Annotated in this window: 20 protein-coding genes and 1 pseudogene; 13 read left to right on the top strand and 8 right to left on the bottom strand. The window is 71.3% G+C overall.

What is annotated here, in order from left to right; genetic code table 11:
• Window positions 1-416 precede the first annotated feature (416 nt).
• The gene (locus tag ABZY33_RS29255) at window positions 417-1,625 is read right to left on the bottom strand and encodes an MFS transporter (protein WP_356494700.1); all 1,209 of its coding nucleotides are present in this window, start codon (window positions 1,623-1,625) and stop codon (window positions 417-419) included.
• 89 nt (window positions 1,626-1,714) lie between these two features.
• Between ABZY33_RS29255 and ABZY33_RS29250 the strand changes: the two genes are divergently transcribed.
• Window positions 1,715-2,476: a DeoR/GlpR family DNA-binding transcription regulator gene (locus ABZY33_RS29250; protein ID WP_356494699.1), complete on the top strand. Its 762-nt coding sequence runs from the start codon at window positions 1,715-1,717 to the stop codon at window positions 2,474-2,476.
• Window positions 2,477-2,685: 209 nt separating this feature from the next.
• On the opposite strand, the gene ABZY33_RS29245 is transcribed toward ABZY33_RS29250, so the two are convergent.
• On the bottom strand, window positions 2,686-3,003 hold the full coding sequence (locus ABZY33_RS29245) for a hypothetical protein (RefSeq protein WP_356494698.1): 318 nt from the start codon (window positions 3,001-3,003) through the stop codon (window positions 2,686-2,688).
• A gap of 222 nt (window positions 3,004-3,225) precedes the next feature.
• On the opposite strand from ABZY33_RS29245, the gene ABZY33_RS29240 reads away from it, so the two are divergent.
• Window positions 3,226-4,308, top strand: a complete 1,083-nt coding sequence (locus ABZY33_RS29240; RefSeq protein WP_356494697.1) for a YihY/virulence factor BrkB family protein — start codon at window positions 3,226-3,228, stop codon at window positions 4,306-4,308.
• Window positions 4,309-4,386: 78 nt separating this feature from the next.
• Here ABZY33_RS29240 and ABZY33_RS29235 read toward each other — a convergent pair whose 3' ends face one another.
• Window positions 4,387-5,457, bottom strand: a complete 1,071-nt coding sequence (locus tag ABZY33_RS29235; RefSeq protein WP_356494696.1) for an acyl-CoA desaturase — start codon at window positions 5,455-5,457, stop codon at window positions 4,387-4,389.
• A gap of 618 nt (window positions 5,458-6,075) precedes the next feature.
• Here ABZY33_RS29235 and ABZY33_RS29230 point away from each other — a divergent pair.
• Together ABZY33_RS29230 and ABZY33_RS29225 are read left to right on the top strand one after the other, a co-directional pair.
• The gene (locus ABZY33_RS29230; protein WP_356494695.1) at window positions 6,076-6,399 is read left to right on the top strand and encodes a hypothetical protein; all 324 of its coding nucleotides are present in this window, start codon (window positions 6,076-6,078) and stop codon (window positions 6,397-6,399) included.
• A complete protein-coding gene (locus ABZY33_RS29225) occupies window positions 6,396-7,547 on the top strand; it encodes a N(5)-(carboxyethyl)ornithine synthase (protein ID WP_356494694.1) in 1,152 nt (383 codons plus the stop codon). The genes ABZY33_RS29230 and ABZY33_RS29225 overlap by 4 nt, the downstream gene beginning before the upstream one ends.
• A gap of 623 nt (window positions 7,548-8,170) precedes the next feature.
• Here ABZY33_RS29225 and ABZY33_RS29220 read toward each other — a convergent pair.
• Window positions 8,171-8,629 carry a hypothetical protein gene (locus tag ABZY33_RS29220; protein WP_356494693.1) on the bottom strand — a complete coding sequence of 153 codons (459 nt, stop codon included), beginning with the start codon at window positions 8,627-8,629 and terminating at the stop codon, window positions 8,171-8,173.
• A gap of 238 nt (window positions 8,630-8,867) precedes the next feature.
• Window positions 8,868-9,278: a hypothetical protein gene (locus ABZY33_RS29215; RefSeq protein ID WP_356494692.1), complete on the bottom strand. Its 411-nt coding sequence runs from the start codon at window positions 9,276-9,278 to the stop codon at window positions 8,868-8,870.
• A gap of 155 nt (window positions 9,279-9,433) precedes the next feature.
• Here ABZY33_RS29215 and ABZY33_RS29210 point away from each other — a divergent pair.
• Window positions 9,434-9,613: pseudogene (locus ABZY33_RS29210) on the top strand (ABC transporter ATP-binding protein); the annotation flags it as partial.
• 62 nt (window positions 9,614-9,675) lie between these two features.
• Here the strand turns inward: ABZY33_RS29210 and ABZY33_RS29205 are convergent.
• Entirely contained in the window at window positions 9,676-10,290 is a 615-nt protein-coding gene (locus ABZY33_RS29205) for a TetR/AcrR family transcriptional regulator (RefSeq protein ID WP_356494691.1), read from the bottom strand.
• Window positions 10,291-10,376: 86 nt separating this feature from the next.
• Here ABZY33_RS29205 and ABZY33_RS29200 point away from each other — a divergent pair, with 86 nt between their 5' ends.
• Window positions 10,377-10,799 carry a DUF4345 domain-containing protein gene (locus ABZY33_RS29200; RefSeq protein ID WP_356494690.1) on the top strand — a complete coding sequence of 141 codons (423 nt, stop codon included), beginning with the start codon at window positions 10,377-10,379 and terminating at the stop codon, window positions 10,797-10,799.
• Here the strand turns inward: ABZY33_RS29200 and ABZY33_RS29195 are convergent.
• Together ABZY33_RS29195 and ABZY33_RS29190 are read right to left on the bottom strand one after the other, a co-directional pair.
• The gene (locus ABZY33_RS29195; RefSeq protein ID WP_356494689.1) at window positions 10,716-10,985 is read right to left on the bottom strand and encodes a hypothetical protein; all 270 of its coding nucleotides are present in this window, start codon (window positions 10,983-10,985) and stop codon (window positions 10,716-10,718) included. The two genes, ABZY33_RS29200 and ABZY33_RS29195, sit on opposite strands and share 84 nt — an antisense overlap.
• A gap of 334 nt (window positions 10,986-11,319) precedes the next feature.
• Window positions 11,320-12,156 carry a helix-turn-helix transcriptional regulator gene (locus ABZY33_RS29190; protein ID WP_356494688.1) on the bottom strand — a complete coding sequence of 279 codons (837 nt, stop codon included), beginning with the start codon at window positions 12,154-12,156 and terminating at the stop codon, window positions 11,320-11,322.
• A gap of 325 nt (window positions 12,157-12,481) precedes the next feature.
• Here ABZY33_RS29190 and ABZY33_RS29185 point away from each other — a divergent pair, with 325 nt between their 5' ends.
• The 7 genes from ABZY33_RS29185 to ABZY33_RS29155 all read left to right on the top strand — a co-directional run bounded on the left by ABZY33_RS29185 (window position 12,482) and on the right by ABZY33_RS29155 (window position 23,340).
• Window positions 12,482-13,651: an MFS transporter gene (locus ABZY33_RS29185; protein WP_356494687.1), complete on the top strand. Its 1,170-nt coding sequence runs from the start codon at window positions 12,482-12,484 to the stop codon at window positions 13,649-13,651.
• Window positions 13,652-14,388: 737 nt separating this feature from the next.
• The gene (locus ABZY33_RS29180; protein WP_356494686.1) at window positions 14,389-15,705 is read left to right on the top strand and encodes a hydrolase; all 1,317 of its coding nucleotides are present in this window, start codon (window positions 14,389-14,391) and stop codon (window positions 15,703-15,705) included.
• Window positions 15,706-15,999: 294 nt separating this feature from the next.
• The gene (locus ABZY33_RS29175) at window positions 16,000-18,213 is read left to right on the top strand and encodes a HAMP domain-containing protein (RefSeq protein ID WP_356494685.1); all 2,214 of its coding nucleotides are present in this window, start codon (window positions 16,000-16,002) and stop codon (window positions 18,211-18,213) included.
• A gap of 16 nt (window positions 18,214-18,229) precedes the next feature.
• Window positions 18,230-19,693, top strand: coding sequence for a poly-gamma-glutamate synthase PgsB (gene pgsB / locus ABZY33_RS29170; protein WP_356494684.1), 1,464 nt, complete (start codon window positions 18,230-18,232; stop codon window positions 19,691-19,693).
• Window positions 19,690-20,172 carry a poly-gamma-glutamate biosynthesis protein PgsC/CapC gene (locus ABZY33_RS29165; protein ID WP_356494683.1) on the top strand — a complete coding sequence of 161 codons (483 nt, stop codon included), beginning with the start codon at window positions 19,690-19,692 and terminating at the stop codon, window positions 20,170-20,172. The genes pgsB and ABZY33_RS29165 overlap by 4 nt, the downstream gene beginning before the upstream one ends.
• 42 nt (window positions 20,173-20,214) lie before the next feature.
• A complete protein-coding gene (locus ABZY33_RS29160) occupies window positions 20,215-21,288 on the top strand; it encodes an NlpC/P60 family protein (protein ID WP_356494682.1) in 1,074 nt (357 codons plus the stop codon).
• 105 nt (window positions 21,289-21,393) lie between these two features.
• The gene (locus ABZY33_RS29155; protein ID WP_356494681.1) at window positions 21,394-23,340 is read left to right on the top strand and encodes a glycosyltransferase family 39 protein; all 1,947 of its coding nucleotides are present in this window, start codon (window positions 21,394-21,396) and stop codon (window positions 23,338-23,340) included.
• Window positions 23,341-23,359: the final 19 nt, after the last annotated feature.

Genomic DNA, 23,359 nt, shown 5'->3' with positions numbered 1-23,359 from the left:
CGGCGAAGACCGTGATCGCCATGATCATGCCGCGCCACCAGCCGAGCATCCGCTTCGATCCGGACCGGCGCCCGGCTCGGGGTGGCGGCCGTCGGCTTCACGGACGTGACTGCGCAGGGCGTCATGGATCCGTCCGACCGTGCCGTCGCCATGCTACCGCGAGTAGTACCCGGTACACCGTGGGCCACGGTGCGGAGTCACTCGGAAACTGTCGCCACGCACAACCGGCGCGCTTCGAACGTCGCGGCAGGGCCCTGGACTTCGGCCGGCCAACCGAGCAGAACGGGCGATTTCGGTAAGCAGTCCGGTGCCGGGGTTTCCGCTGAAGACGCGGATGCGCGCGGAGCCGTGGACAGTCGATGCGCCGACCCCCGTCCCGCTTGACGCACCGCCATGCGAGTGCGGGGGCGGCAGGGTCAGTGGCCGCTGTGTGCCATCTCGTTTCGGTGCGTACGGTCGGTTCCGGTGCGCAGGACCCCGGCGGCCACGGCGGTGGTCGCGCACAGCAGGGTCAGCAGGATGAAGGCGTGGTTGAGGGCTACGAGGTGGGACAGCCAGCCGATGACGGCAGGACCGGCGAGCATGCCGAGGTAGCCGAGCCCGGCGACACGGGAGACGTTGGCGCCGGCGGCGGCCGGATCGGCGTGCCCGGCCGCACTGAACAGCTGCGGGACGCAGCCCGACAGGCCCAGCCCGAACAGTGCCCAGCCGGCGAAAGCGGCCCACAGCCACGGGGCGAGAGCCACGAGCGTGATGCCGGCGGCGGCCGAGGTGGCGCCGTGACGCAGGATCGGCATGGAGCCGAACCGGGAGACCGCGCGGTCGGCGAGCAGCCGGCCGATCGTCATGGCCGCGGCGAAGGTGCCGTACGCAAAGGCGGCCGTGCTGACCGACGCGCCGAGGACGTCCTTCAGGTGCAGGGCGCTCCAGTCGTTGGCGGCGCCCTCGCAGAGCATGACCATCAGCGCCAGGACGGCGAGGAGCCGGACGCGTCCTGTGGCGCCGCGGCGCGTGTCGGCCGGTGCCGCCCCGGGTTCCTTCGCCGAGCCGGTGTCGGCCGTGGCAGGAGAAGCACGCAGCAGGGCACGTGCCGACGTCAGGGCGATCACGATGCTCACGGCTCCCGTGGCGGCCATGCCCTGGGCGGGGCTCAGGCCCGCGCTCACGGCACCCGCCGCGAAGATCGCGGCCAGGACGCCGCCGACGGAGAACGTGGCGTGGAAGCCGGACATGACGGGCCGGCCGTACGCCTTCTCCACGTGCACGGCGTGGGCGTTCATGGCCACGTCCAGGCCGCCGTTGAAGAGCCCGAAGACCAGCAGGGCGCCCGCCAGCGTCCACGGATCCCGGGCAAGACCGGGCAACACCATGGCCGCCCCGCACAGCACTCCCCCGGCGGGGACCACGACGCGTGCGCCCAGGCGGTCGGTCAGCCGACCGGCCAGTTGCATTCCGGTGAAGGCTCCGAGGCCGAGCAGCACCAGCAGGCCACCCAGGGCCGCATGGCTGATGCCCACGCGCTCCTCGATGGCCGGGATGTGCACCACCCAGGTGCCCATGAGGGTGCCGCACAGAACGAAGTAGACATAGGTCGCCACACGGGCGGCTCGAAGAGAACGTTCCATGCGATCCACCATAACGAACGCATTCGATGTGCGTAACCATACCTAACGAACATCTAGATGTTCGTTAGCAGGTGGTGTTCAATCGCGGTATGAGCAACACAGACCGGCACAAGCTGATCGCGAAGGCCGTCAGGGATTCGGGTGACATCACGGTCCAGGAACTCGCGGAACTGACCGGAGCCTCGGAGATGACCATCCGCCGCGACCTCGACGCCCTGTCCGCCCAGGGTGTCCTCGAACGCGTACGCGGCGGTGCCCGCACCCTGCTGCTCAGGGGCGAGGAGCCACCCTTCGCGCTGCGCGCACACGAGGCGGTCGAGGCCAAGCGCCGGATCGCGGCCGAGGTCTCCGCGCTCGTCGCCGACGGCGAGAGCGTCCTGCTGGACAGCGGCACCACGTGCCTGGAGGTCGCCCGCCTCCTGCGGGAGCGGCCCGTCACCGTGATGCCCCTGTCCCTGCAGGCCATCTGCCTCCTCGGCGAGACACCGGGCCCGGCCACGCTGATGCTGCCCGGCGGGCAGCCCCGCGCCTCCGAGGGCGCCCTCACCGGCCCCCTCACCCTCGCCTCGCTGGCAGCCCTGCGCTTCGACACCGCCGTCGTCGGCTGCTGCGGACTGAGCGCGGCCGACGGCCTGACCGCCTACGACCTCGACGACTCCGCGGTGAAGAAGGCGGGCATCGCCGTGGCCCGACGGACCATCGTCGCCGCGGACGGCGGCAAACTCGGCCGCAGCGCCTTCGCATACGTCGGCCCTTCCACGCTCCTGCACACCCTCGTCACCGACAGCACCGCACCCGCCGACGAGGTCGCCGCACTGGAAGCCGCCGGCACCATCGTCAGAACCACCTGAACGGTCCGCCGCGCGGCCATATCGCACCGCCGCAGCACGGGCGGCCACCGACGTGACAAGCGCGGACAAGAGCTGATGGGGACCAGCGAGGAGGCCGCTGTTTCGCGCCGCTGCTTCGCTGGTCTACGAACGCAGCTTCTCCAGCGGCAGCACACGCAACTGGTTCCGGACGACCTTCTCGTTCCAGGCGGCCAGGCGTCGCCGGCAGGTCATCCCCCCGGTGACCGCTTCCCGCCCACCGGAGCGGCCCCGGCGCTCGCCGTGGGCGGGCGAGGGCCGGGGCCGCGGGTGTCCGGGGCCGGCCAGGGCTCGATGGCGGCACTCACGGGCGGCAGGTAGCCCGCGTACTGGCCGGTGGCGGTGGGGTGGTAGGACTCCCAGTCGTTCTTGATGCGCAGGAGCCACTCATTGCCCATCCCTCCCGGGCCGCAGACCCCGTGCCCGGTGAACGCCGGACAAACGTCGACGAACGTGAAGCCTGCCCCGACGGCCGCGCCTTCGATCACCGCGTCCGCTCGGTCGGCCATGGCGTTGATCCGCTCGCGTCGCGGCTTGGTCGCGCCCGGCACTTCCCCAGCAGGAGGTTCCGCTCCACCACCGCGGCCGCAGCGGTGGACCGGCGCCACTGCGGCGCGAGCGATGGGGGCCCGGTGCGGCCGACCGCTCTCATGGCCACAACGGCCCCCGGCTTCGCGGCGATTGCGGCCCTGCGTGGGCATGAGAACGGCGGAACCGGCTACCCGCCGCCCATGGGTCACTTGACGGAACAAGGGCACGACGAGGGCGAGCGCCGCACGGACGACGGTGCGGCACCAGAGGGGCGAGCGGCACCAGAGACCGACGCCCACCGGTTCGGTCCGGACGAGGAAGTGGAGGAGAAGGCGCCGGACGGTCCGTCCGGTCTGTCGAGGCGGTCCTGGGGGGCCGCCCTGAAGAACAGTCTGCGCGAGTTCCAGGATGACGAACTCGTCGACCGGGCGGCCGCGTTGACGTACTACGGAGTTCTGTCGCTGTTCCCGGCGCTGCTGGTGCTCGTCTCCCTGCTGGGCATCACCGGAAAGTCGACCACGGACAAGCTGTTGTCCCAGCTGAAGCAACTCCCCAGCGGCTCTGCCCGGGACACCATCACGCAGGCCGTGCAGCAATTGCAGGACAGCAGCGGCACCGGGTCCGTCCTGGCGATCGCCGGTCTCGTCCTCGCCGTCTGGTCGGCCTCCGGCTATGTCGCGGCGTTCATCCGCAGCGCCAATGCCGTCTACGACATGCCCGAGGGCCGTCCCCTGTGGAAGGTCCTCCCCCTGCGCGTCGGTGTCACCGTGGTGCTCATGGTGCTGGCCGCCGCCAGCGCGCTCATCGTGGTCTTCACCGGCGGACTGGCCCGTCAGGCCGGCAAGGTGCTGGGCATCGGCGACAGCGCACTGGCGGTGTGGTCGATCGCGAAGTGGCCCGTCCTGGTCGTCCTGGTCACCTTCATGATCGCGCTCCTGTACTGGGCGACACCGAATGCGAAGGTCAGGGGTTTTCGCTGGATCACCCCTGGCAGCTGCCTCGCGCTGATCCTGTGGCTGGTCGCCTCCGCGGGGTTCGCGTTCTACGTGGCGAACTTCGCCTCGTACAACAAGACCTACGGCACGATGGCGGGCGTCATCGTCTTCCTCATCTGGCTGTGGATCAGCAACCTCGCCATCCTGCTGGGTCTGGAGATCGACGCGGAGACGGCGCGCCAGGAGGCCATCGCGGGCGGTCACCCGGCGGGGGCGGAGCCGTACTCCGAGCCCCGGGACACCCGCGCCTGGGACGAGCAGGACAAACGCCGTATGGACCGGACCTGAGGCCGGTGGGGACAGGGCCGGGCCCTGTCCCCACCGGCGCGACGTGCGCCTGAGGGGCCGGGCTGTGGTGACACTCGGTCATACGAGCCGTGACTGCTGTCGCAGCGGGCTGCCCGCCTGGTGCAGGCTCCGGAGCGCCTGTCCGTAGGAGGCGATGAGCGAGGTCTGGAGATAGGTGACCCCCAGTTCGTCGCAGTAACGGCGTACGACGAGCTGTGCCTTGCGCAGGTTCGGCGAGGGCATGCTCGGGAAGAGATGGTGCTCGATCTGGTAGTTCAGCCCGCCGAGCACCACATCGGTGAACCAGTTCCCGCTCACGTTGCGGGAGGTGAGGACCTGTCGGCGCAGGTAGTCGAGCCGGTCGGCGCCGGTGAGCGTCGGCATTCCCTTGTGGTTCGGGGCGAAGATGGCCCCCAGGTAGAGCCCGAACAGGCACTGGTGCACGAAGAGGAACACCACGGCCTTGCCCGGAGACAACACGAGGAACAGGGCGCCGAGATACAGGACGAAGTGGGCGACGAGCAGAGTGCCTTCGATCCGGCGCTGCTTGAGGGAGCGGTCCGCGAGTGCCCGGACCCCCGCGACGTGCAGGTTGAAGCCCTCCAGTGTCAGCAGCGGGAAGAACAGGTAGGCCTGCACCTTGCCGAGCAGGCGGGGCATGCCGGTGGCCTTGCGGGCCTGGGCCTGGCTCCAGACGAGGATGTCGGGGGCCACGTCGGGGTCGAGCTCTTCGTGGTTGGGGTTCGCGTGGTGACGGGAGTGCTTGTCCTGCCACCAGCCGTATCCCATACCGATGCCCGTGTTGGCGGCGAGCCGCCCGAGCAGCGCGCTCGAACGGCTGCGGCGGAAGACCTGACGGTGGCCGACGTCGTGGGCGACGAGTGCGACCTGTCCGAAGACCGCGGCGAGGAACACGGCGGCGAGCAGCGTCCACCAGCTGTCGCCGATCATCGTGAAGACCAGCCAGCCCAGAGCGAAGGCCGCTGCCACCAGCGCCATGCGCACGCTGTAGTAAAAGGGACGGCGCCGCAGCAGCCCGGCTTCCTTGATCTGCTTGGACAGCCGCGAGAAGTCACTTCCCGAGCGCTGTTCGCGGGCAGGCGCGATCGTGTCGCTCGCGTGTGGTGTCGTGTCGGTGTCTGTGGTCATCGTCGGTCCTGCCGTTCGTGAGCGGAGCGAAGACCGGCGGCCGTGGGACCGGAGCGGGGGCATGCGGTCATCGAGGGGTGGGGGCTGGTCGGCATGGAGCCTCATCTCCCGGCACCGGCCTGCGGACGAACGCGTCACACGACGCGTCGCGCAAGGAACCGGCTCGGGCGGTAGGGGGACGGCACCTGTCACGCCGCCTTGGCGTGTCGTACGGATCGGGTGCCTCACGATGTCGGCGCAGTGCTTGGCTGCGGTGCGCTTCACGACTCGGCGCGGACGCCCGTACCTGCCCCAACGGCCCAGAAAGCGGGGCCAATTTGTCGGGGCATCCTGATTTCAAGGTACACACCGCCATGTAGGGCCTGCGTCAGGCCCGGGCGGTGGCCTACGCGGCGCGCTGCCAGGCGCGGACGTCGCCGGCCACCTGGCGATCGGCCTGCATCCGGGGCCGCCTCAGACGGAGCCTCCCCGCGCCGAGATTACGGCGATCGTTCGAACTTGGCGCGTTGCGGAGTACATTGGGAGTACCGGGCGTACCTCGCATGCCGTCATCCCTTTCGGTGTCGCTCTCGGAGAACGGCAAGCCCGGGGCCGTCGGCTCCCGAGGACGTAGGACCGATGTATTCGCAAGCTTCCATCTCCAGCCACCACCGTGGCAGCCGCTCCGCACCGACCGAAGAGACGCTCTCCGGCCTGACCTGCGCGATCTGCGGCCTCGACTACCGAACCGCGCCCGACGCGGAGGCCGTGCTGGTCTCCCGTGGTGCCGAGGGGTCCACGGTGGCCTGCCAGGGCGTGTGTGCCCGGATGGCCAGCGGGTCCGCCACCGGCCTGGACGAGACTCCGCCTCCCCTGGCCGAGCGTGTGCGCCGGTACGAGACCGCGGTCGCCCGCAAACAAGGCGAACAGGCGCAGGACGAGCAGCCGGGCAGCGACGCATGAGCCTGCTGACTCTCGGCGTGATGTCCTCCCCTCACAAGGAGAACGAGTTCCGCCTCCCGCTGCACCCCCGTCATCTCGACCGCCTCGACCCTGACGTACGCGAGCGCGTCTTCCTGGAGCACGGCTACGGCCTTCGCTTCGGCCTCGACGACCAAGCGCTGCGCCCCCTGGTCGCCGGGTTGCGCTCCCGCGAGCAGTTGATGGCCGAGAGCGACGTGTTGCTGCTGCCCAAGCCGACGCACGAGGACGTGTCCGCGATGCGCACCGGTCAGGTGTTGTGGGGATGGCCGCACTGCGTCCAGGACGAGAAGCTCACCCAGCTCGGCATCGACCGACGGCTGACCGTGATCGCCTGGGAAGCCATGAACCACTGGACCGCCGCGGGCGCCTTCAGCGTGCACGTCTTCCACAAGAACAACGAGCTGGCCGGTTACAGCTCCGTCCTGCACGCGCTGCAGCTCGGCGGCGTGACCGGCAGCTACGGGCGGCGGTTGCGTGCGGTGGTCATCAGTTTCGGCGCGACGGCGCGCGGTGCGGTGACGGGGCTCGGCGCCATGGGCGTGTCCGACGTCACGGTGCTCACCCAGCGCGACGCGGTGGCGGTCGCCTCGCCGATGTCGTCCGTGGTGATGGCCAGTTTCCAGGAGGAGCCGGACGATCCGTCCCGTATCCAGGCCCTGACGTCCGCCGGGCCGGTACCGCTCGCGGAGTACCTGGCCGGGTTCGACATCGTCGTCAACTGCGTCCGACAGGACACCGACGCGCCGCTGATGTTCGTCACGGAGAAGGAGCTGGGCCTGTTCCGGCCCGGGACGTACTTCGTGGACGTGTCGTGCGACGAGGGCATGGGCTTCGAGTGGGCACGCCCGACCACCTTCGGTGAGCCGATGTACTCCGTAGGCGCCGGCTGCCATTACTACGCGGTCGACCACAGCCCGTCGTATCTGTGGGATTCCGCTACGTGGGAGATCAGCGAGGCTGTCGTGCCGTATCTCCGCAGGGTCCTGGAAGGGCCGGCGGCCTGGGAGGCCGATGCGACGATCAGCAGGGCGATCGAGATCCGCGACGGTGTTGTCCGGAACCCGAAGATCCTCTCCTTCCAGCACCGGTCCGCCGCCTATCCGCACGATCGCGCGACGCGGACGTGAAGGTTGCCGGTGTCCGACCACGCCTGATGTGGCGGCCAGGGCGCCGGTGAGAACGGGCCCGCCCCGGGGCACGGACATGGTCCCGCCGGTCGCCGCCCGCCGGTTCGCGGAGGCGGTCTTCGAAGCCGCCTGGTTCACGCGCCGGAGGGCGGGTGGTCGTGCAGTACCCGTCCGCGTCCTCGTTCGTGGTTACGAGCCGGGGCACCGAGGTTGCCGAACAGTTGACCGACGCCGAGGTCGCGAGCCTGACCGGACTCGTCGACGAGTCACAAGCGGCCCTCGGCCGGCCCGCGCCTCCCGCTCGTGACCACCGTTGTCGCGGCCCGGCAACGCCGAGACCACGTGATGAAGGGCGGAGACACTCCCTCCTTGAGAGCGCCGACGATGAGGCGGCCGTGCTGACGCGCGACTTCCTGGCCCGGCATGTGCCCCAGGCGGCGTAACCGCCGAGCACCCAGGCCCGGAGGGCAGGACGGGCGTCCCCGCTGCTTTGCGGCTGGCGTCGTAGGTTCGGGCGAGTGCGTCCGGGTCGGTCGCGTCCCCCACCCGGGCGTCCACGCAACGCGTCCAGTCGTCACCGTCCTCGGCCAGGACCCGGGCACCGGGCTGGACATGAGGCGCTCTCAGTGTCCGGATGTTGCGGAGGGCACGGGCCTGACGGCCGGCTCCTGGCCCGGCGAGGTGTGCGCGCAGCCACGTCCGGCGCCGGTGCGCGGCAGTCCCATACGTCGGGAGAGTTCACGTGTCATGCGCTGGGTGAGGCCACTGTGCCAGGTGATGTCGGGGTAGCAGGAGCGGAGGTGGGCCACGGCGCGGGTGCCCAGTCCGCTGTCCTGGAGCGGGGAGGTGACCTGCAGTTCGGTGATGACTCCGCTCGCGCACTGTTCGCACAATTCGTAGGTGAGCTGGCCGACGATGCGGCGGGTATGTACCAGCAGCAGGCTGTCGGCCCGCGCCCTGGGGGCAGGGGCATGGACGATCTGGACCTCGCGGTAGGCGAGCAGCCGCCGGTGCAGCCGGCCACGGCGACGGCGAGCCCGGGCATGCCGGGAGTTCTTGCGTCCCACAAGGGCGTGTGCCACAGATACCGGTGTTGCTGCGAGTGTCCCGATCATCCACTGCGGATACCCCCGCAGCAGTCGAGCAACCGGCTTGCGGTACGGCCCTCTCCTTCTGCGGCCACATAGCGGTCCGGCTCGGGCCGGACACCCGGCGGCGGCCTTGCGCCGTACAGGGTTCTCGGGCGACGACGAACTGCTCAGCCGGCCGCTCCGTCAACCCCATGCCCGGTTTCCCTGTTTTCCGTCGGTCCGTACCGCGTCACCCCGCCCTGGTGAGGAACCAAGCCAGTACAGCTACGCCGACGGGCAACGCCACTAGGTAGCCGACGAGGCTGTCGACGCCCGGTTCAGCCAGCGTAGGGAAGATCCGGCTCACTGCTGCAGCCACGAGCAGTCTCACCGTTGCCAGCGCAAGGAGAGCGGCGACGACAGCAAACCGACGTGGCGGGCTCGCCCCGCGGTACAACTCAGCCGCAGGCCCGATCGCCATCAGGCCCGTCAGGAGGCCGACGAGACTGGTATCGGGCAGCCACGCGAACGGCCACCCCACCAGAGCGACCAGCCCGGAGACAGCGAGGCCGACCAGTTCCAGCGCAACGGTGGCCATGACCGGGTGGTCCCATGCGGGGCGTCGGATCGAGCCGCTCCCACTGTCCGTCTCATCGGCCACGTCGTAAGAGTAGCCATCGACAGTGCGAACGTTGCCTGATGTGGCACTAGGAGGTCGCGTGCGTGCATGACCTCCTTGTAGGCATGCTGCGCATGGCTGTTCTGACAAGTTTCGGTTCTGGTTCTGGTTCTCTGAAGCGGGCGCTGGGGGTGCGGGTTGAGGCTGCCTCCCGCACCGAGGCCCTGGCCGCTGACGGCCCCTCCCCCGGCGCGATCGCGGTGGTCACCCACGACGAGGGCGCCATCGACGCCCTGCGCCCCGACCGCGTCCTGCTGCTGCCGGACGCGGCCGAGAACCTGTGGAACGAGGACTACCGGGACCTGGTCTCCCTCGCCCGACCACGACCGGCCCACCCCGGGCCGGGCCGCACAGCCCGTGCCGTACCGACCGGGCGGAGTCATCCTGGCGGGGGCCAGTCAGGAGCGGGATCTTCATCGAGGAGGGGACGGATCGCACCCAGTACAGCGCCGATGCACACGTCCCGTAGCTCGGTGCGGGTGCAGGTCTGTTCGGTGAGCCAGTCCACGCACAGCACTTGGACGAAGACCAGCCAGCTCTTCAGGACGCCCGACACCGCCTGCCGAGTGGTGTCGTCGGTGACGGGCAGCGCTCCGAGCAGTCGTTCGCGCAATGCGTCGAGTTCGTCGGCGATGATCGTCTGGACCAGGCGGTCGCCGGCCAGGACGCGGTTGGCCGCGAGGACGGTGTGGCGGTTCTCCGCGAAGTATTCGATGTGGGCGTCCAGTCCCTCGATGAGTTGCTCGACGAGGGTGTCGGCGGGGTCCAGGCGGGTCTTGGCGAGCAATTGGTCCGCCACGCGCTGGTACAGAGCGGCGAACAGGTCCGGCTTGCTCGGGAAGTGGCGATACAGCAGGGCGCGGGAGACCCCGGCCTGTTCCGCGACGTCCTCCATCAGCACCTCGTCGTACGGGCGAGCCGCGAAGAGCCGCGCCGCGACATGGAGCAGCTGGGCACGGCGTTCGGCGGGGCTGAGTCGCTGACGTGGAGGCACGGACGCATGCTACTAGACACGCGTCTACTAGAGGGACATAGTCGTCTGGTACACACACGTCTACTAGCGACGGGCGGAACACGAACATGGCCAAAAGCAGGGCACTTCGGGGACTCGTGCTGGCGATGGGGTACGCCTGCGTGGCGATCGGCCTCGTCCACGTACTGCTCGGCAACACCGCGATCCCGGGCGGGAGTTCGGCCGGTCCGACCGTCGACAGTCTGGGCCGGTTCTTCGGGGCGATCTTCACCGGATACGGCGTCGCCTGGCTCCTGGTGGCCCGGCAGTCACCCATCTCCCCGGTGATGGTGCGCTGGCTGGCCGGAGTCTTCCTGCTGGGCGCCCTCGGGCGCCTGCTGTCGCTGGCCGAGCTCGGCCGGCCGCACTCCTTCCAGTTGGTCCTGGGCGGCATCGAACTGGTGCTGTCACCACTGTTGTTCTGGCTGGCAGACGCCGAACAGAAGGCGCTTCCGCAGCACGCGGAACCGCGCCGGCCGGCCGGCCTGTAAGGCGGCCGTGAAGCAGTGCTGGTCGGCGACGAGTTCGTGGACCAGCACCACGAGCCTGCGCCGCTCGCGCAGCAGCAGGACGCACAGGGCGGCCGCCCAGCCTTCGGCGACGGTGTGCCAACGGTCGGTCTCGCGGGGTGCGGTGGCGACGACGGGCAGCGCCGCGCTCCAGTCCGTGTACCGCACGTCCTCGGCCGCCGGTTCCTCGCCGGGCCGGATTCAATGGTGCGTGCGGGACGCCATATCGGACTTCTGCACGGGCATCATCCCGCTCCCCCTCATCATGGCGGGCGTTGGGCGCGCGTATGTCCTGCTCGTCTCCCTCCACACGGATCATGAACGGGTCCGTATCGGTACGTCGGTCCGTAGCGGTGAAGCCTGCCGAATCGAGAATCACGAGTATGGCCCCGTGCGGGCGGCCGACCGCACGTCGGACGCCGGGTTCGCCGGACGAGGGGCAGGCCCCAGCGGGAAGGGGTCTGGCGAGCAGGAGGGACCGTGGCGGCGGGGCGTCCGGGGCTCATCCGCCCGGCCGCAGGCGGCGCACCGCATCCTCGGAGTCGGGGTCGTCGGGCAGGTAGGTCAGGAGGTGGTGGCCGGGCTCGTCCACGGCGGCCAGTTTCGTGTACCGCAGCCGCAGTTCGCCCACGACCGGGTGCCGGAAGCGGCGGACCGAGGGCTGGAACCCGGCTGTCTCCCGGCGCGCGTACCAGCGGGCCGCATCGTTGTCGGCCAGCAGCTCGCCGATGAGTTCGGCGAACCGCGGATCGTCGGGCCTGCGGGCCGCCCGGGACCGGAACTGACCGAGCAGGGCGCGGGCGTCGTACTCCCAGTCGGCGAGCAGGGTGCGGGCCTGCGGCCAGCGGAACACCAGCCACAAGAGGTTGCGCTGCTTGGGGTGCAGCCGTGCCGGGTCGGTCAGCAGCGCGGCGTACCCGGCGTTCCACGCCAGCAGGTCCCAGTACGGGTCGAGCACCACAGCGGGGTTCGGTGCCATGGCCTGTACCAGAGTGAGCAGGTTGCGCGAGACCCAGGTGGGCGCAGCGGCAGGTGGCCCGCCCTCCTGCGTGAAGGACAGGACGTGCGCGGTCTCCGCCGCGTCCAGCCGCAGCGCCCGGGCCACCGCGCGCAACACCTGCTCCGAGGTGCGCACCCGGCCCTGCTCCAGCCACGTGTACCAGGAGAGGCTGATGCCGGCGAGATCCGCCACTTCGGTCCGCCGCAGCCCCGGTGTCCGGCGGCCCGGGGTGTCCGGCAGACCCACGTCCGTGGGCGTCAGCCGTGCGCGGCGGGAGCGCAGGAACGCCCCCAACTCACGGCGGGGGGACCCGTCCTGCGGTGCCGGTGCGGGACTCATCGGCCGCCGCGCCTGCGGCCGGCTCCGGTACGCGCGGGCCCGTGGTCCGGGGCGGGCGGTGTGCAGGTACTGGGGGCCGGCGGCCTGCCGCGCGTCATGGTCCCCCTCCCACGGACAGCGGGCGTCCGCCCGGCTGCGGGCGCCCCCTTGCCATGCTGCCGTGACCAGGCACGAAGCCGGGCCGACAGCCTGTGAGTGATGGTAATAGCCGGCGACCACGGCCCCGCCGTCCCGGGTGCTGAACTGGTGGCGGACCGCATCTGACCCGGACCGGTCCGTCCTTCTCACCCGTTCTCGTCGGCCCCTCCGGAAAGGAGCGCCCCCTGTGACCATCACCGCGTCGGCACCGGTGGCGGCCTTGCCCGCCTCCTCCCTGCGGCTGCTGCGCACCGCCGGGTTCGTCAGCAACTTCGACCGCTTCTGCATCGCGCCCATGCTGGTTCTCATCGCTCCCCGGCTCGGGGCGCCGCTCCCCACCGTGGTGCTGGCCGCGAGCGTCTACTACCTCGCCTACGGGCTGATGCAGCCGGTGTGGGGAGTGGCCGCAGACCGGTGGGGCCGCGTGCGGGTGATGCGGGTGTCGCTCACCGGCGCGGCACCGGCCGCCCTGGCCTCGGCTCTCGCCCCCGACGCGCCCACGCTGATCGCGGCCCGCGCCCTGGCCGGCGCGTTCTTCGCCGCGTCCATCGCCACCTCCCTGACATACGTGGGCGACACCGTGCCCGCCGCGACACGGCAACGCCCCCTCAGCGAGCTGATGACCGCGTTCGCGCTGGGCACCGCCGTGGCCACGGTGGTTGCGGGAGCCCTGGCGCACTACCTCACGTGGCGGTTGGTGTTCGCGCTGCCCGGCGTCCTCGCCGCCTGTCTCGCGGTGGCCCTGCGCCGCCTGCCCGAGCCCGAGCGGACACCGGCCGGATCGCTGTCGGCGCCCTTCCGCGCGGTCCTGTCCTCGCCGCGGCAGTGGTTCGTGATGGCGGTGGCGTTCCTGGAGGGTGCGGTGCTCCTCGGTTTCCTGACCTATCTGGCCCCGGCCCTGGAGGCGCGTGGGGTCTCCGCCGTCCTGGCCGGGGCGGTCACGGCCATGTACGGGCTCGGTTCCATGGCGGCGGCCCAGGTGGTCAGGAGGCTCGTCGGACGGTGGTCCGCGGCAGGATTGATCGTGGCCGGCGGGGCGCAGATGGCCGTGGCGTACCTGCTCGCCGGGTACAGCCAGTCCCCCGGTCCACTCGTCGTGGCCGCCCTGCTCCTCGGAGGAGGCTGGTCCTTCATGCACTCGACGCTCCAGTCGTGGGCCACGACGGTGTCCCCGGCCGCCCGCGCCACGGGCGTGGCCATGTTCGGTGTCGCCCTGTACACGGGCAGCGCCGCGGCCGGCGCCCTGGCGGCCCCCACCGCCCAGGCGCACCATTACCGGGTCCTGTTCTGGCTGGCGGCACTCCTGACCGTGCCCCTGACGACGGCCGCGGCGGTGGGCCGGGCCCGCTGCCGCTGAGGGCGCGGTCCGGTACGCGGATCACGGCGGTGTCGCCGGAAAACGAACCCGCCCCCGGGCGCCGGTCGTCCTCGCGGTGCCAGGAACGCGCCCTGATGCGGGCCCGGTCGTACATGCCTCGGCAGGCCGGAAGACAGGGCGGGGACGGAAGGGTCCACGGTCCATGGACCAGCGGGTGACAACGGTTTCGTGTCTGGTGGTGGCCGTGACGAGCGTGGCCCAACCGGTGGGGAGCCGGCCGGAGCCGGGCACGTCGGGGGACGGCGGCGATGACGGCGCCTGCCGCACGGGAGAACAGGAAGGCGCCCACGGTACGGGTGCCCAGTCCGCGCTCACGACCGGGCGGCACGCCTGCGGGGCGGCGGACACACGGCGGCGGCCGGTGAACCAGCCGGCGGGGGCCGTTCACGCCGGCTGGTTCACAGACCGGCCTCGGAGCACGGGTACAGATCGGTTCCACCCGCCCCCGCAGAACCGCCGTCAGCGCGGTCGGCGTTGTAAGGCGTTACCGAGGGACGGACGAACCGGGGATCGCGTCCTCCTGCCGAAGCGTGGGCAGATCATCCGCCGCGCGGCGCCCGGCGGTTGACCGGGGAATCGGCATCGCGTCTTCCCCGGGTGGGCGAATCCGTCCCTCGCCGCGGCGGTACGGTGTACGGCAGTCGATTGCGTGTTCCGTGATCGCTGTCCTACGAGGGGGTTTCATGAAGCACCGCCGCCCGCGCCACCGTCACAGAGTGATCGCCAAAGCGGTTGGTCCGGCGGGTGCGCTGGCCATCGCGCTGGCCATGGGGTCGACGCCGGCGATGGCCGCCGGAAAGACGTCCGACAAGCCTGCGCCCACCGGGTCCTCACCCGACGAGCTCGACCCGGCCACGCCCTGGGCGCCCGAGAACGACGAGGCGCCGCAGCACCACAAGGCCGTACACCCCGAGAAGCTCTCGTCCGCCCGCACGGCCCAGTCCGCGCTGCGGCTCACGATGCCCGCTCCGAGCGGACCGAACAGCGTGGGCATGGTCGGCCTGCACCTCGTCGACAAGTCCCGTACGGACCCGTACGTGTCCGGTGGCAAGGCTCGCGAGCTGATGGTGACGCTCTGGTATCCGGCCACCGCCACATCCGGGCACTACCAGGCGCCGTGGATGTCGTCGATCGCCGGCGCCCACTTCCTCGCCTCGCGCGGGCTGTCGACGCAGCAGGTGACCCTGCCGACCACCGCGGGCCATGTCCTCGCCCCGGTGAAGACCAGCCTCGGCAAGCTGCCCGTCCTGCTGTACTCGACCGGGCTGCACTCGGACCGCGCGATGGGTACCGGGCTCGCCCAGGATCTCGCCAGCCGCGGCTATCTCGTCGTCACCGTCGACCACACCCACGACGCCAACGAGGTGCAGTTCCCCGGCAAGCGGCTCGAGCTCAACCGGATGCCGTCGGGGGCCCACTCCTCCGACACGCTGAAGGTGCGTGCGGCGGACATCAAGTTCGTGATCAACGCCCTCGGCACGATCAGCGGCGGTGGCAACCCGGACGCCGGCCACGCGACGCTCCCCTCGGGGCTGTCGAAGTCGGTGGACACCTCCCGTATCGGGATGTTCGGCTGGTCGCTGGGCGGCGCCGCGGTCACCGACGCCATGCAGCTCGACAAGCGGATCGACGCCGGTGCCAACCTGGACGGCCAGTACTTCGGGACCGCGCCGAGCAAGGACCTGGACCGCCCCTACATGCTGTTCAGCTCCGGCAACCACAACCGGAACAACGACAGCTCGTGGCGCACCATGTGGTCGCACCTGAAGGGGTACCGGGTCGACATCAAGCTCGCGGGCGCGGCGCACCTGTCGTTCAGCGACAACGAGTACCTGGTGCCGCAGTGGGCGCACCTGCTCGGGCTCTCCAAGGCACAGGTCCAGCAGCAGTACGGCACGATCGACCCGAAGCGGGCGGTGAAGGTCCAGCGTGACTACCTCGCCGCCTTCTTCGACCAGGAGCTGCGTAAAAAGCACAGCACCCTGCTCGACAAGCCCAACTCCGCTTACCCGGAGATCTCCTTCGTCCGCTGAGCGGACGTCCCAAGGGCCGGACCTGATCGCGGGTCCGGCCCTTCGGCGCGGGCGGCGGTGGTTCCGGATGCGCCGCCGCAGCGCAGCAGTCTGTGTCGCGTACGCCACTCTGGGCGCAAATGTGATGGGCCTGTGATCGCAGGGCGCTACGATGGTGGCTTTGTCGAACAATTGAGCGCTCGGCGCCGATTCGAGGAAGGACCCGCTGCCCTGTCCTCCGCACCCCGGGCGCCGCGCCGGCACCGTACCCGCCGCCGCGCCGACATGCCGATGCTCGGCGGGATACGCCCGCCGGTGGCCTCAGTCGTCGTCCTCCTGCTGATGGTCGCCGCTCTGACCGTGATGGGTCTGGAAGGCATCCACACCGCGGGCATCCCGCAGGCCGTACTCAATGGCGAGCAGCAGATCGCCGCGGACACCGCGCTGTCCCTGCGCACCGCGATCGACGCCGAGGCGGGTGCGGTGCGCCGCAAGGCCGAGGCGTACCCGGCGACGAGCGCCTCGACCCCCACGACCGCGCTCAAAGCGCTGGCCTCCGCCACTGAGGGCCCCTACGGCCGTGCGCTGCTCGACGCGCGTACCGGGAAGCTGCTGGCGACCGGCGGCCGGACCGTGCCGCTGGCCGGGGTGGACGCCAAGACGGCGTCCGAGCACCGGGAGATCCCGCCCCGGTTGGTGACGTCGGCCGGAACACGGCAACTGCTGTACTTCGCCGAGGTCACCCTGCCCGCGCAGCAGGACGATCCCGACGGGCCCGACCGGCAGTGGCTGCTGGTGGTCTGCGAGCCGCTCCCCGCCCTCACGGCGTACGGCGACGGGCGCACCGCCGAGGTGCTGGACGCGAGCGGCGCCTCGCTCGCCACCGCGGTCCGCGGCACGGCCTCTCCGGCTGCCGCACGCGGCGGTCTGCCCGCGCAGGCGGCGCGGGCGGCGCACAGGTCGCGGAGCGGCACCGACGCCTCGGGAAGCCTGCTGGGCGCCAAGACCGGCGACCGGCGCACCGTGGCCGGCTGGGCGCAGGTCGCCTCGGCGACCGGTCCGGGCGAGACCGACGACCTCGGTCTGGTGGTGCTCAGCTCCCGCGCGGCGCCCACCACGACCACCGCCGGCGACTACTCGGGTTTCGCGCTCAAGGCGGCGGGGGCGCTGGCCGTGGTCGCGCTGCTGCTCGGTCTGGCGCTGTACTTCTCCTTCCAACGGCCCCTGCTGCGGGTGTACCTGTCCGCCGGCCGTCTGGCCCGGGGCGCGACCGGTGCCGGGTCGGCCGCTCGCGCGGAGCTGTCCCGGCCGGTGCCGGTGCACGGTTTCGGTGAACTAGCGCGGATCGGGCGGGCCCTGGAATCGCTGCGCGGGCAACTGCTCGGCGAGGGCGGCCCGCAGGAGTCCCCGGCCCGGCGTGGACCGGGTTACCGGGCGCTGGCCGTGGCCGGAGTCGTGGTGGTGGCCTGCTGGTCGGTGCCGATGATCTTCGTGCTGAACCGGGCGGACACCGCGACCGCGGTTCCGGCCGCGGTCCTTGCCGACCAGCAGGCGCGCACCGAGATCGCGACGAACCGCGTCCGGCAGTCCCTCGACCGGTCCTACACCGACCTGAGGGAGGCCGCCGCGAGCCTGCCGGGCCGCAGCCGGGACGCCCAGGCCGAGGTCCTGCGCAAGTCCCTCGCCGACCACAAGCAGTACCGTTCGCTGTATCTTCTGGACCGCTCGGGCGGCATCTCGCTGCGCGTGGGCGGCACACCGCTGCGCACCCTCGTCCACGTGCCGGGCGGCGGTGGGATCACCACCGTCAACGCCTCGGGCCGGATACCGGCGATCGCCGCCTACGCTCAGGTCCGGGCCGACAAGGGCAAGGCCCCGGCGGCCGGGGTGGTGCTGTTCGGCGAGATCGACGTGAAGGCACTCAACTCCCTGCTGCCCAGGCCCAAGCTGGGCAGCGTCTGGGTGACGGACCGCGACGACAAGGTCCTCGCGGCCAGCGTGGGCTACCGCGCCTTCCAGTCGCTGCCCGAGTCCGCCCTGACCCGTCTCGCCCGCGCCACCCAGGGCGCCCCGGGGACCGCGGGCACCGCGACCTCGGCGGTGCACAGCACGTCCTCCGGTCCCTCGGTCGACGCCGCCGCGCCGCTGGCGCAGAAGGGTCCGACGGCCGGCCTGGGCTGGCACGTGGTGACCGCGGAGCCCGCGGCGGCGCTGCAGGTCCCCGCGGTCCAGGCCGAGCAGCGCACCATGCTCGCGGGCATCCTGGGCCTCGCCGTCAGCGCGGCCGGTCTGGGCTGGCTCCACGTCGTGGTGGTCCGGCCGCTGCGCGCGGTCACCGTGCTCGCCGAGCGGCTCGTCGGCGGGGACCGCCGCACCGTGCTGCACCCGGTCAACCACGACGAGATCGGCTCGGTCACCCGCAACCTGGAGCTGGTGCGCCAGGTCCTGGCGGAACAGGACCGGGCGCTCAGAGCCGGTCAGTCCGCAGGAGCCGGCCGGCCCCTGCATGAGACCACCCTCCAGCGGTAGAAGGACGGAAACCGGCGTGCTCTTCCTCTATGTCATCGTCCTGCTGTGCTGCGCCGCTCTGTGGATCGCCGGGATCCTGGAGCAGCGGCGGCACTTCGCCTCGCTGGAGCAGATACCCACGCGGGTGCTGGTCAACGGCATCCGCGGCAAAAGTTCGATCACTCGGCTGTGCGCGGGCGCGCTGCGCGGCGGCGGGCTGGTCACAGTGGCCAAGACCACCGGCACCGCCGCGCGGTTCATCCACCCGGACGCCACCGAGGAACCGGTGTACCGCAAGTTCGGCATCGCCAACGTCGTCGAGCAGATCGGCATCGTGCGGCGGGCGGCGACCTATCGGCCGGACGCGCTGGTGATCGAGTGCATGGCGGTGATGCCCGCGTTGCAGGAGATCAACCAGGAGAAACTGATCCGTTCCACGATCGGTGTGCTGTGCAACGTCCGCGAGGACCATCTGGAGGAGATGGGCCCGACGCTGGACGACGTCGCCCGCTCGCTCTCCCGCTCGATGCCGGAGGGCGGGGTGTGTGTGACGGCGGAGAAGGACCGGCTGCACATCCTCCAGGAGGAGGCCGACAAGCGGAACTGCCGCCTGATCGCGGTCGACCCGGAGTCGGTGACCGACGCCGAACTGCGCGGCTTCAGCTGGTACACCTTCAAGGAGAACGTGGCGATCGCGCTCGCCGTCGCCGAACTGCTCGGCGTGGAGCGGCAGACCGCGATGCAGGGCATGTGGGACGCGCCGCCCGATCCGGGCGTGCTGTCCGTGGAGCGCTACGTCACCCACGAGGGGAAGCGGCTGCGGTTCGCCAACGTCTTCGCGGCCAACGACCCCGAGTCGACGCTGATGAACGTCAAGCAGCTGGAGGAGCTGGGCGCGATCCGGCGGCCGATCGGCGTGGTCATCAACTGCCGCCCGGACCGGGTGGAGCGCAACGGCCAGATGGGCACGATCGTCCAGGACCTCGGCGCCGAGACGGTGTTCCTGATCGGCCACCCGACCAAGAGCGCCCGCGACGCGATCCCGGCCGGCTTCAGCGGGCGGGTGGTGGATCTCGGTGGTGACCGCCGGGATCCCGGGGAGGTGACCGCGGCGATCCTCGCGGAACTCGGCCCGGACTCCTCGCTGGTGGCGATCGGCAACATCCACGGCCAGGGCGAGTTGTTCCTGGAGCGCCTCGCCGAACTGCCCCTGGACGAGTCCGAGGACCTGCTCGACGCCGTTCCCGTCGGTGGCGGTCTGGACCAGGAGACCATGCAGATCGCCCTGCCCCGGCAGCGGCTCTCGGTGGCCCGGCCGCCCGAGCCGGAGCCGTACAGCTGGGTGGCGCCGCTGGAGACACCGACGTTCACCTTCCGCATCCCGGAACAGCGCGACCTCGCCCACCGGGCCGCCGGCCGCAAGGACCGGCCCGACGACCGAAGCACCGCGGACGACCCGCACCAGTCCTACGATCCTTCCCAGTTCACGAGGAACCCGTGATCCCCGCCAATCTCAACGCACAGACCGCCGCACTGGGGATCGCCCTCGGGCTGGTCTTCTCGCTCGTCTGCTATCTGACCACCAATCTCAGCCCCGGGGGGATGATCACCCCGGGCTGGATCGCTCTCACCCTCGTCACCGATGTGCGGATGGCCGGGCTGATGGTCGTCGTGGCGGTGGGCACGTACTTCCTGATGAAGCTGGTGCAGCGCACAGTGATCCTCTACGGAAAACGGCTGTTCGCCGCCGTCGTGCTGTGCGCGGTGCTGATGCAGACCACCGTGATGCTCGCCCTCAGCCACGAGTTCCCGCTGCTGTACACGTCACAGACCCTTGGCTTCATCGTCCCGGGCCTGGTCTCCTACCAGATGGCCCGCCAGCCACTGGCGGCCACGGTCATCTCGACCAGCGCGGTGACCCTGGCCACGTACGTGGTGCTGGTCGCCGGTCTGTTGATCGGGGCCCTGCCCACCGGCTGACCCGTACACCCCTCTCACCTCACAGTCTCAGGAGGATCGGCCATGCATTCCGTACCAGACGGCAGGCGAACCGGCCCGACCCGCCGCGCCGTCTTCCGGACGATCGCGGGCGTGGCGGCCGCCGGAGCGGCGGGCGGTTATGCCTGGGAACGCTTCGGGTCCGACAGCGGCGGCGGTTCGGCCGACGCGAACTCCGGCGCGAGCGCCCGGTCCGAGGGGGCCCACACCTTCGAGCGGCTCTCCTCCCCCGCTCGCACCGTGGTCCGTGCGAGCGACGGCGGCACGCTCGCCACGTTCACCGACGGCGCTCGTACGGCCGTACTCACCGGCCCCAGCCGCACCTTCAGCGAGCCGCGCACCACCGAGGCCACAGTGACCACCGACGCCTGGGTGCGGGTGCTGCCGCACACGTGGCGGCGGGGCGCGGAGAAGTCCGCCTGGTTCACGGGCTGGTTCCGCAAGGCGCTCGGCGACACGAGCCCGGACGTCTTCGCCGTGGCGTTCCAGTACAGCAGCGCCGGAGCGCCCGCCAAGCACAACGCCGACGGCGTGCGGTACGCGGGCACCGCGCACTTCGGCCCGCGCAATTCCGAGGTCGACAACCCGCTGGACTTCGCCTACCACGACGAGCAGTCCGACTTCTACGACTATCTGGGCACGGCGTGGACCTTCCCGGACGGCACGCGCGCGCAACCGGAGAAGGCCCGCTACGGCGACGTCGACTGCTCCGGCTTCCAGCGTCTGGTGTGGGGCTACCGCATGGGCATCCCCCTGCACAACACCAACACCCGGGGCGCCGGTCTGCCGCGCCGCGCCTTCGCCATCGCCGCCTACGGTCCCGGCCGCGTGGTGATCCCCCACACCGGCCGGGAGCAGGCCACCGACCTCGGTGTCCTGCAACCCGGTGACCTGGTCTTCTTCGCCATCATCAAGGACCGGCCGGACTTCATCGACCACTGCGGCATCTACATGGGCCTGGACGACCAGGGCCGGCACCGCTTCTACTCCAGTCGCTCCGCGGCCAACGGCCCGACCCTGGGTGACCTGTCGGGCCGCTCGCTGCTGGACGGCACCGACTTCTACGCCCGCGGCTTCCGAGCGGCCCGCCGCCTGTGACCGCGGCGCGTTCGTTCGCTGCCGCCGCGGTGACCTGGCCGCGCGTGTGATGCCGCCGCGTGTGCACCGCCGTCTCACCTGACCTGCTGACCGAGGACCACTGCCATGACCGCCACACCCGCCGCCCCGCCCACCGGAGCCCAGCGCGGCCGTCGGGCGGCGAGCCACCGCTCCGGCCGCCCGGAGGACGCCCCGCGCTGGGAGCGCCCGGCGCTCGCCGCGGTGCTGGCCGTCGCCGCGGTGCTGTACGCCTGGGGCATCGGGCACGCCGCGCTCCACCCCTTCTACAGCGCGGCGATACGCTCGATGGCCAGTAGCCCGCGGGCGTTCTTCTTCGGTGGGCTCGACTCCGCCGGTTCGATCAGCATCGACAAGCTGCCCGGCGCCTTCTGGCCCGACGCGGTCTCCGTCTGGGTGTTCGGCCCGCACACCTGGGCGGCCGCGCTTCCGCAGGTCGTCGAGGGCGTGCTCACCGTATGGCTGTTGCACCGGATCGTACGGGCCTGGGCCGGCCCGTTCGCCGCGCTGACCGCGGCGCTGGCGCTCACCCTCACGCCGGTCACCGTGGCCCTCAACCGCGCCACCATTCCGGACACCGCGCTCACGCTGCTCCTGGTGGCGGCCGCCGGAGCGCTGCAGAAGGCGGTGCGCACCCAGCGGCTGCTGCCGTTGATCACCTGCGGGGTCTGGGTCGGCCTCGCCTTCCAGGCGAAGATGCTGCAGGCGTGGTTGGTGCTGCCGGTCTTCGCCGCCGTGTACCAAGTTGTCGCGCCCGGCACGGCGTTGAAGCGGGCTCTGCGCGTCCTGCTGGCCGGTGCGGTCGCGTTGGCGGTCTCCTGCTCCTGGATGCTGGTCGCCTATGTGACACCGGCGGCCGACCATCCGTACTTCGACGGAACGTCCAACAACGATCCGTTCACCCTGGTCTTCGGCTACAACGGGCTGAGCCGCTTCGGCAGCGATCCCACCGCGTTCGGCGCCGTCCCGGGCACCGCGGCCAGCCGCACCACCGGCAACACCGGCTGGGACATGCTCATCAACCACACGGTCGGCCCGCAGATCGCCTGGTTGCTGCCGCTCGCCGTGGTCGCCGCGGTCCTGGGCATCGCCCGGCGCGCCGGGCGACCGCGAACCGACCTGCCGCGCGCCGGGTTCATGCTGTGGGGCGGCTGGCTGGCCGTGCACACCGTGGTGTTCAGCGTCTCCAACGGCAACCACGCCTACTACACGGCCGTCATCGCCCCGGCGATCGCCGCGCTGGCCGGCGGGGGACTCGCGCTCTTCCGATCGGAGTACGAGGCGAGGTACGAGGCGAAGTACGGGCCGGAGCAGATGGCGCAGGACGCGGCGGCCGGCCGACGGCACCTGGTGCTGCCCGCCGTGATCGCGCTGACGACGGCGTGGGCGCTGATCCTCGCCTGGCCGACCCGATTTCTCCCGTGGCTGCTGCCGGTCGCTGTGCTGCTCGCGGTGTGCGGCGTGGTGGGCCTGTGGAGCCGCGGGCCGCGCACCTCCCCACGGAGGACCCAGGTCGCCCTCGCCGCCGGGATCGCGGCCATCCTGGTCGTACCGGCCGGCTGGGCCGTCTCCAGCCTCGACCCGCTCTACGCGGGCGCCGCGACCTCGCCGATGGCCGGTCCGGTCGGCAAGTCGTACGACGAACATCCCCGTCACGCTCCGCGCAGGAAGGGGCTCGACCGGCCCAGCGCCCGTGACACCGCCCTGCTCGACTACCTCACCGCGCACCGCCACGGCGAGAAGTACCTGCTGGCCACCCAGGCCGCCTACACCGCCGAGCCCCTGCTGCGTGCCAAGTCCGAACCCATCCTCGTCATGGGTGGCTTCACCGGCAGCACCCCCTTCCCGACCGCTCAGCAGCTCGACGGCCTCGTCACCGCCCACCAACTGCGTTATGCGCTGCTCACCACCCGGCGCCCCACCACGGCCGCCACCACCTGGGTGAAGTCCCACTGCCGGCGCGTCGGGCCCACCGCCTACGGGCTCCGCACCGACGGCAGCTTCACCCTCTACGACTGCGCGTCCCCGAGGTGAGGTGACGCCCGCCCGGTCA

This window comes from Streptomyces sp. NPDC006552 (assembly GCF_040611655.1).
Lineage (GTDB): Bacteria > Actinomycetota > Actinomycetes > Streptomycetales > Streptomycetaceae > Streptomyces.
Note: the sequence above shows the minus strand (reverse complement) of the source record. Positions and strands in the feature narration are given on the sequence as shown.

Excerpts from the sequence above, each read along its gene's own strand:
- ABZY33_RS29255 (WP_356494700.1), bottom strand. The coding sequence starts at position 1,625 with ATGGAACGTTCTCTTCGAGCCGCCCGTGTGGCGACCTATGTCTACTTC.
- ABZY33_RS29250 (WP_356494699.1), top strand. The coding sequence starts at position 1,715 with ATGAGCAACACAGACCGGCACAAGCTGATCGCGAAGGCCGTCAGGGAT.
- ABZY33_RS29245 (WP_356494698.1), bottom strand. The coding sequence starts at position 3,003 with ATGGCCGACCGAGCGGACGCGGTGATCGAAGGCGCGGCCGTCGGGGCA.
- ABZY33_RS29240 (WP_356494697.1), top strand. The coding sequence starts at position 3,226 with ATGGGTCACTTGACGGAACAAGGGCACGACGAGGGCGAGCGCCGCACG.
- ABZY33_RS29235 (WP_356494696.1), bottom strand. The coding sequence starts at position 5,457 with ATGACCACAGACACCGACACGACACCACACGCGAGCGACACGATCGCG.
- ABZY33_RS29230 (WP_356494695.1), top strand. The coding sequence starts at position 6,076 with ATGTATTCGCAAGCTTCCATCTCCAGCCACCACCGTGGCAGCCGCTCC.
- ABZY33_RS29225 (WP_356494694.1), top strand. The coding sequence starts at position 6,396 with ATGAGCCTGCTGACTCTCGGCGTGATGTCCTCCCCTCACAAGGAGAAC.
- ABZY33_RS29200 (WP_356494690.1), top strand. The coding sequence starts at position 10,377 with ATGGCCAAAAGCAGGGCACTTCGGGGACTCGTGCTGGCGATGGGGTAC.
- ABZY33_RS29190 (WP_356494688.1), bottom strand. The coding sequence starts at position 12,156 with ATGAGTCCCGCACCGGCACCGCAGGACGGGTCCCCCCGCCGTGAGTTG.
- ABZY33_RS29160 (WP_356494682.1), top strand. The coding sequence starts at position 20,215 with ATGCATTCCGTACCAGACGGCAGGCGAACCGGCCCGACCCGCCGCGCC.
- ABZY33_RS29155 (WP_356494681.1), top strand. The coding sequence starts at position 21,394 with ATGACCGCCACACCCGCCGCCCCGCCCACCGGAGCCCAGCGCGGCCGT.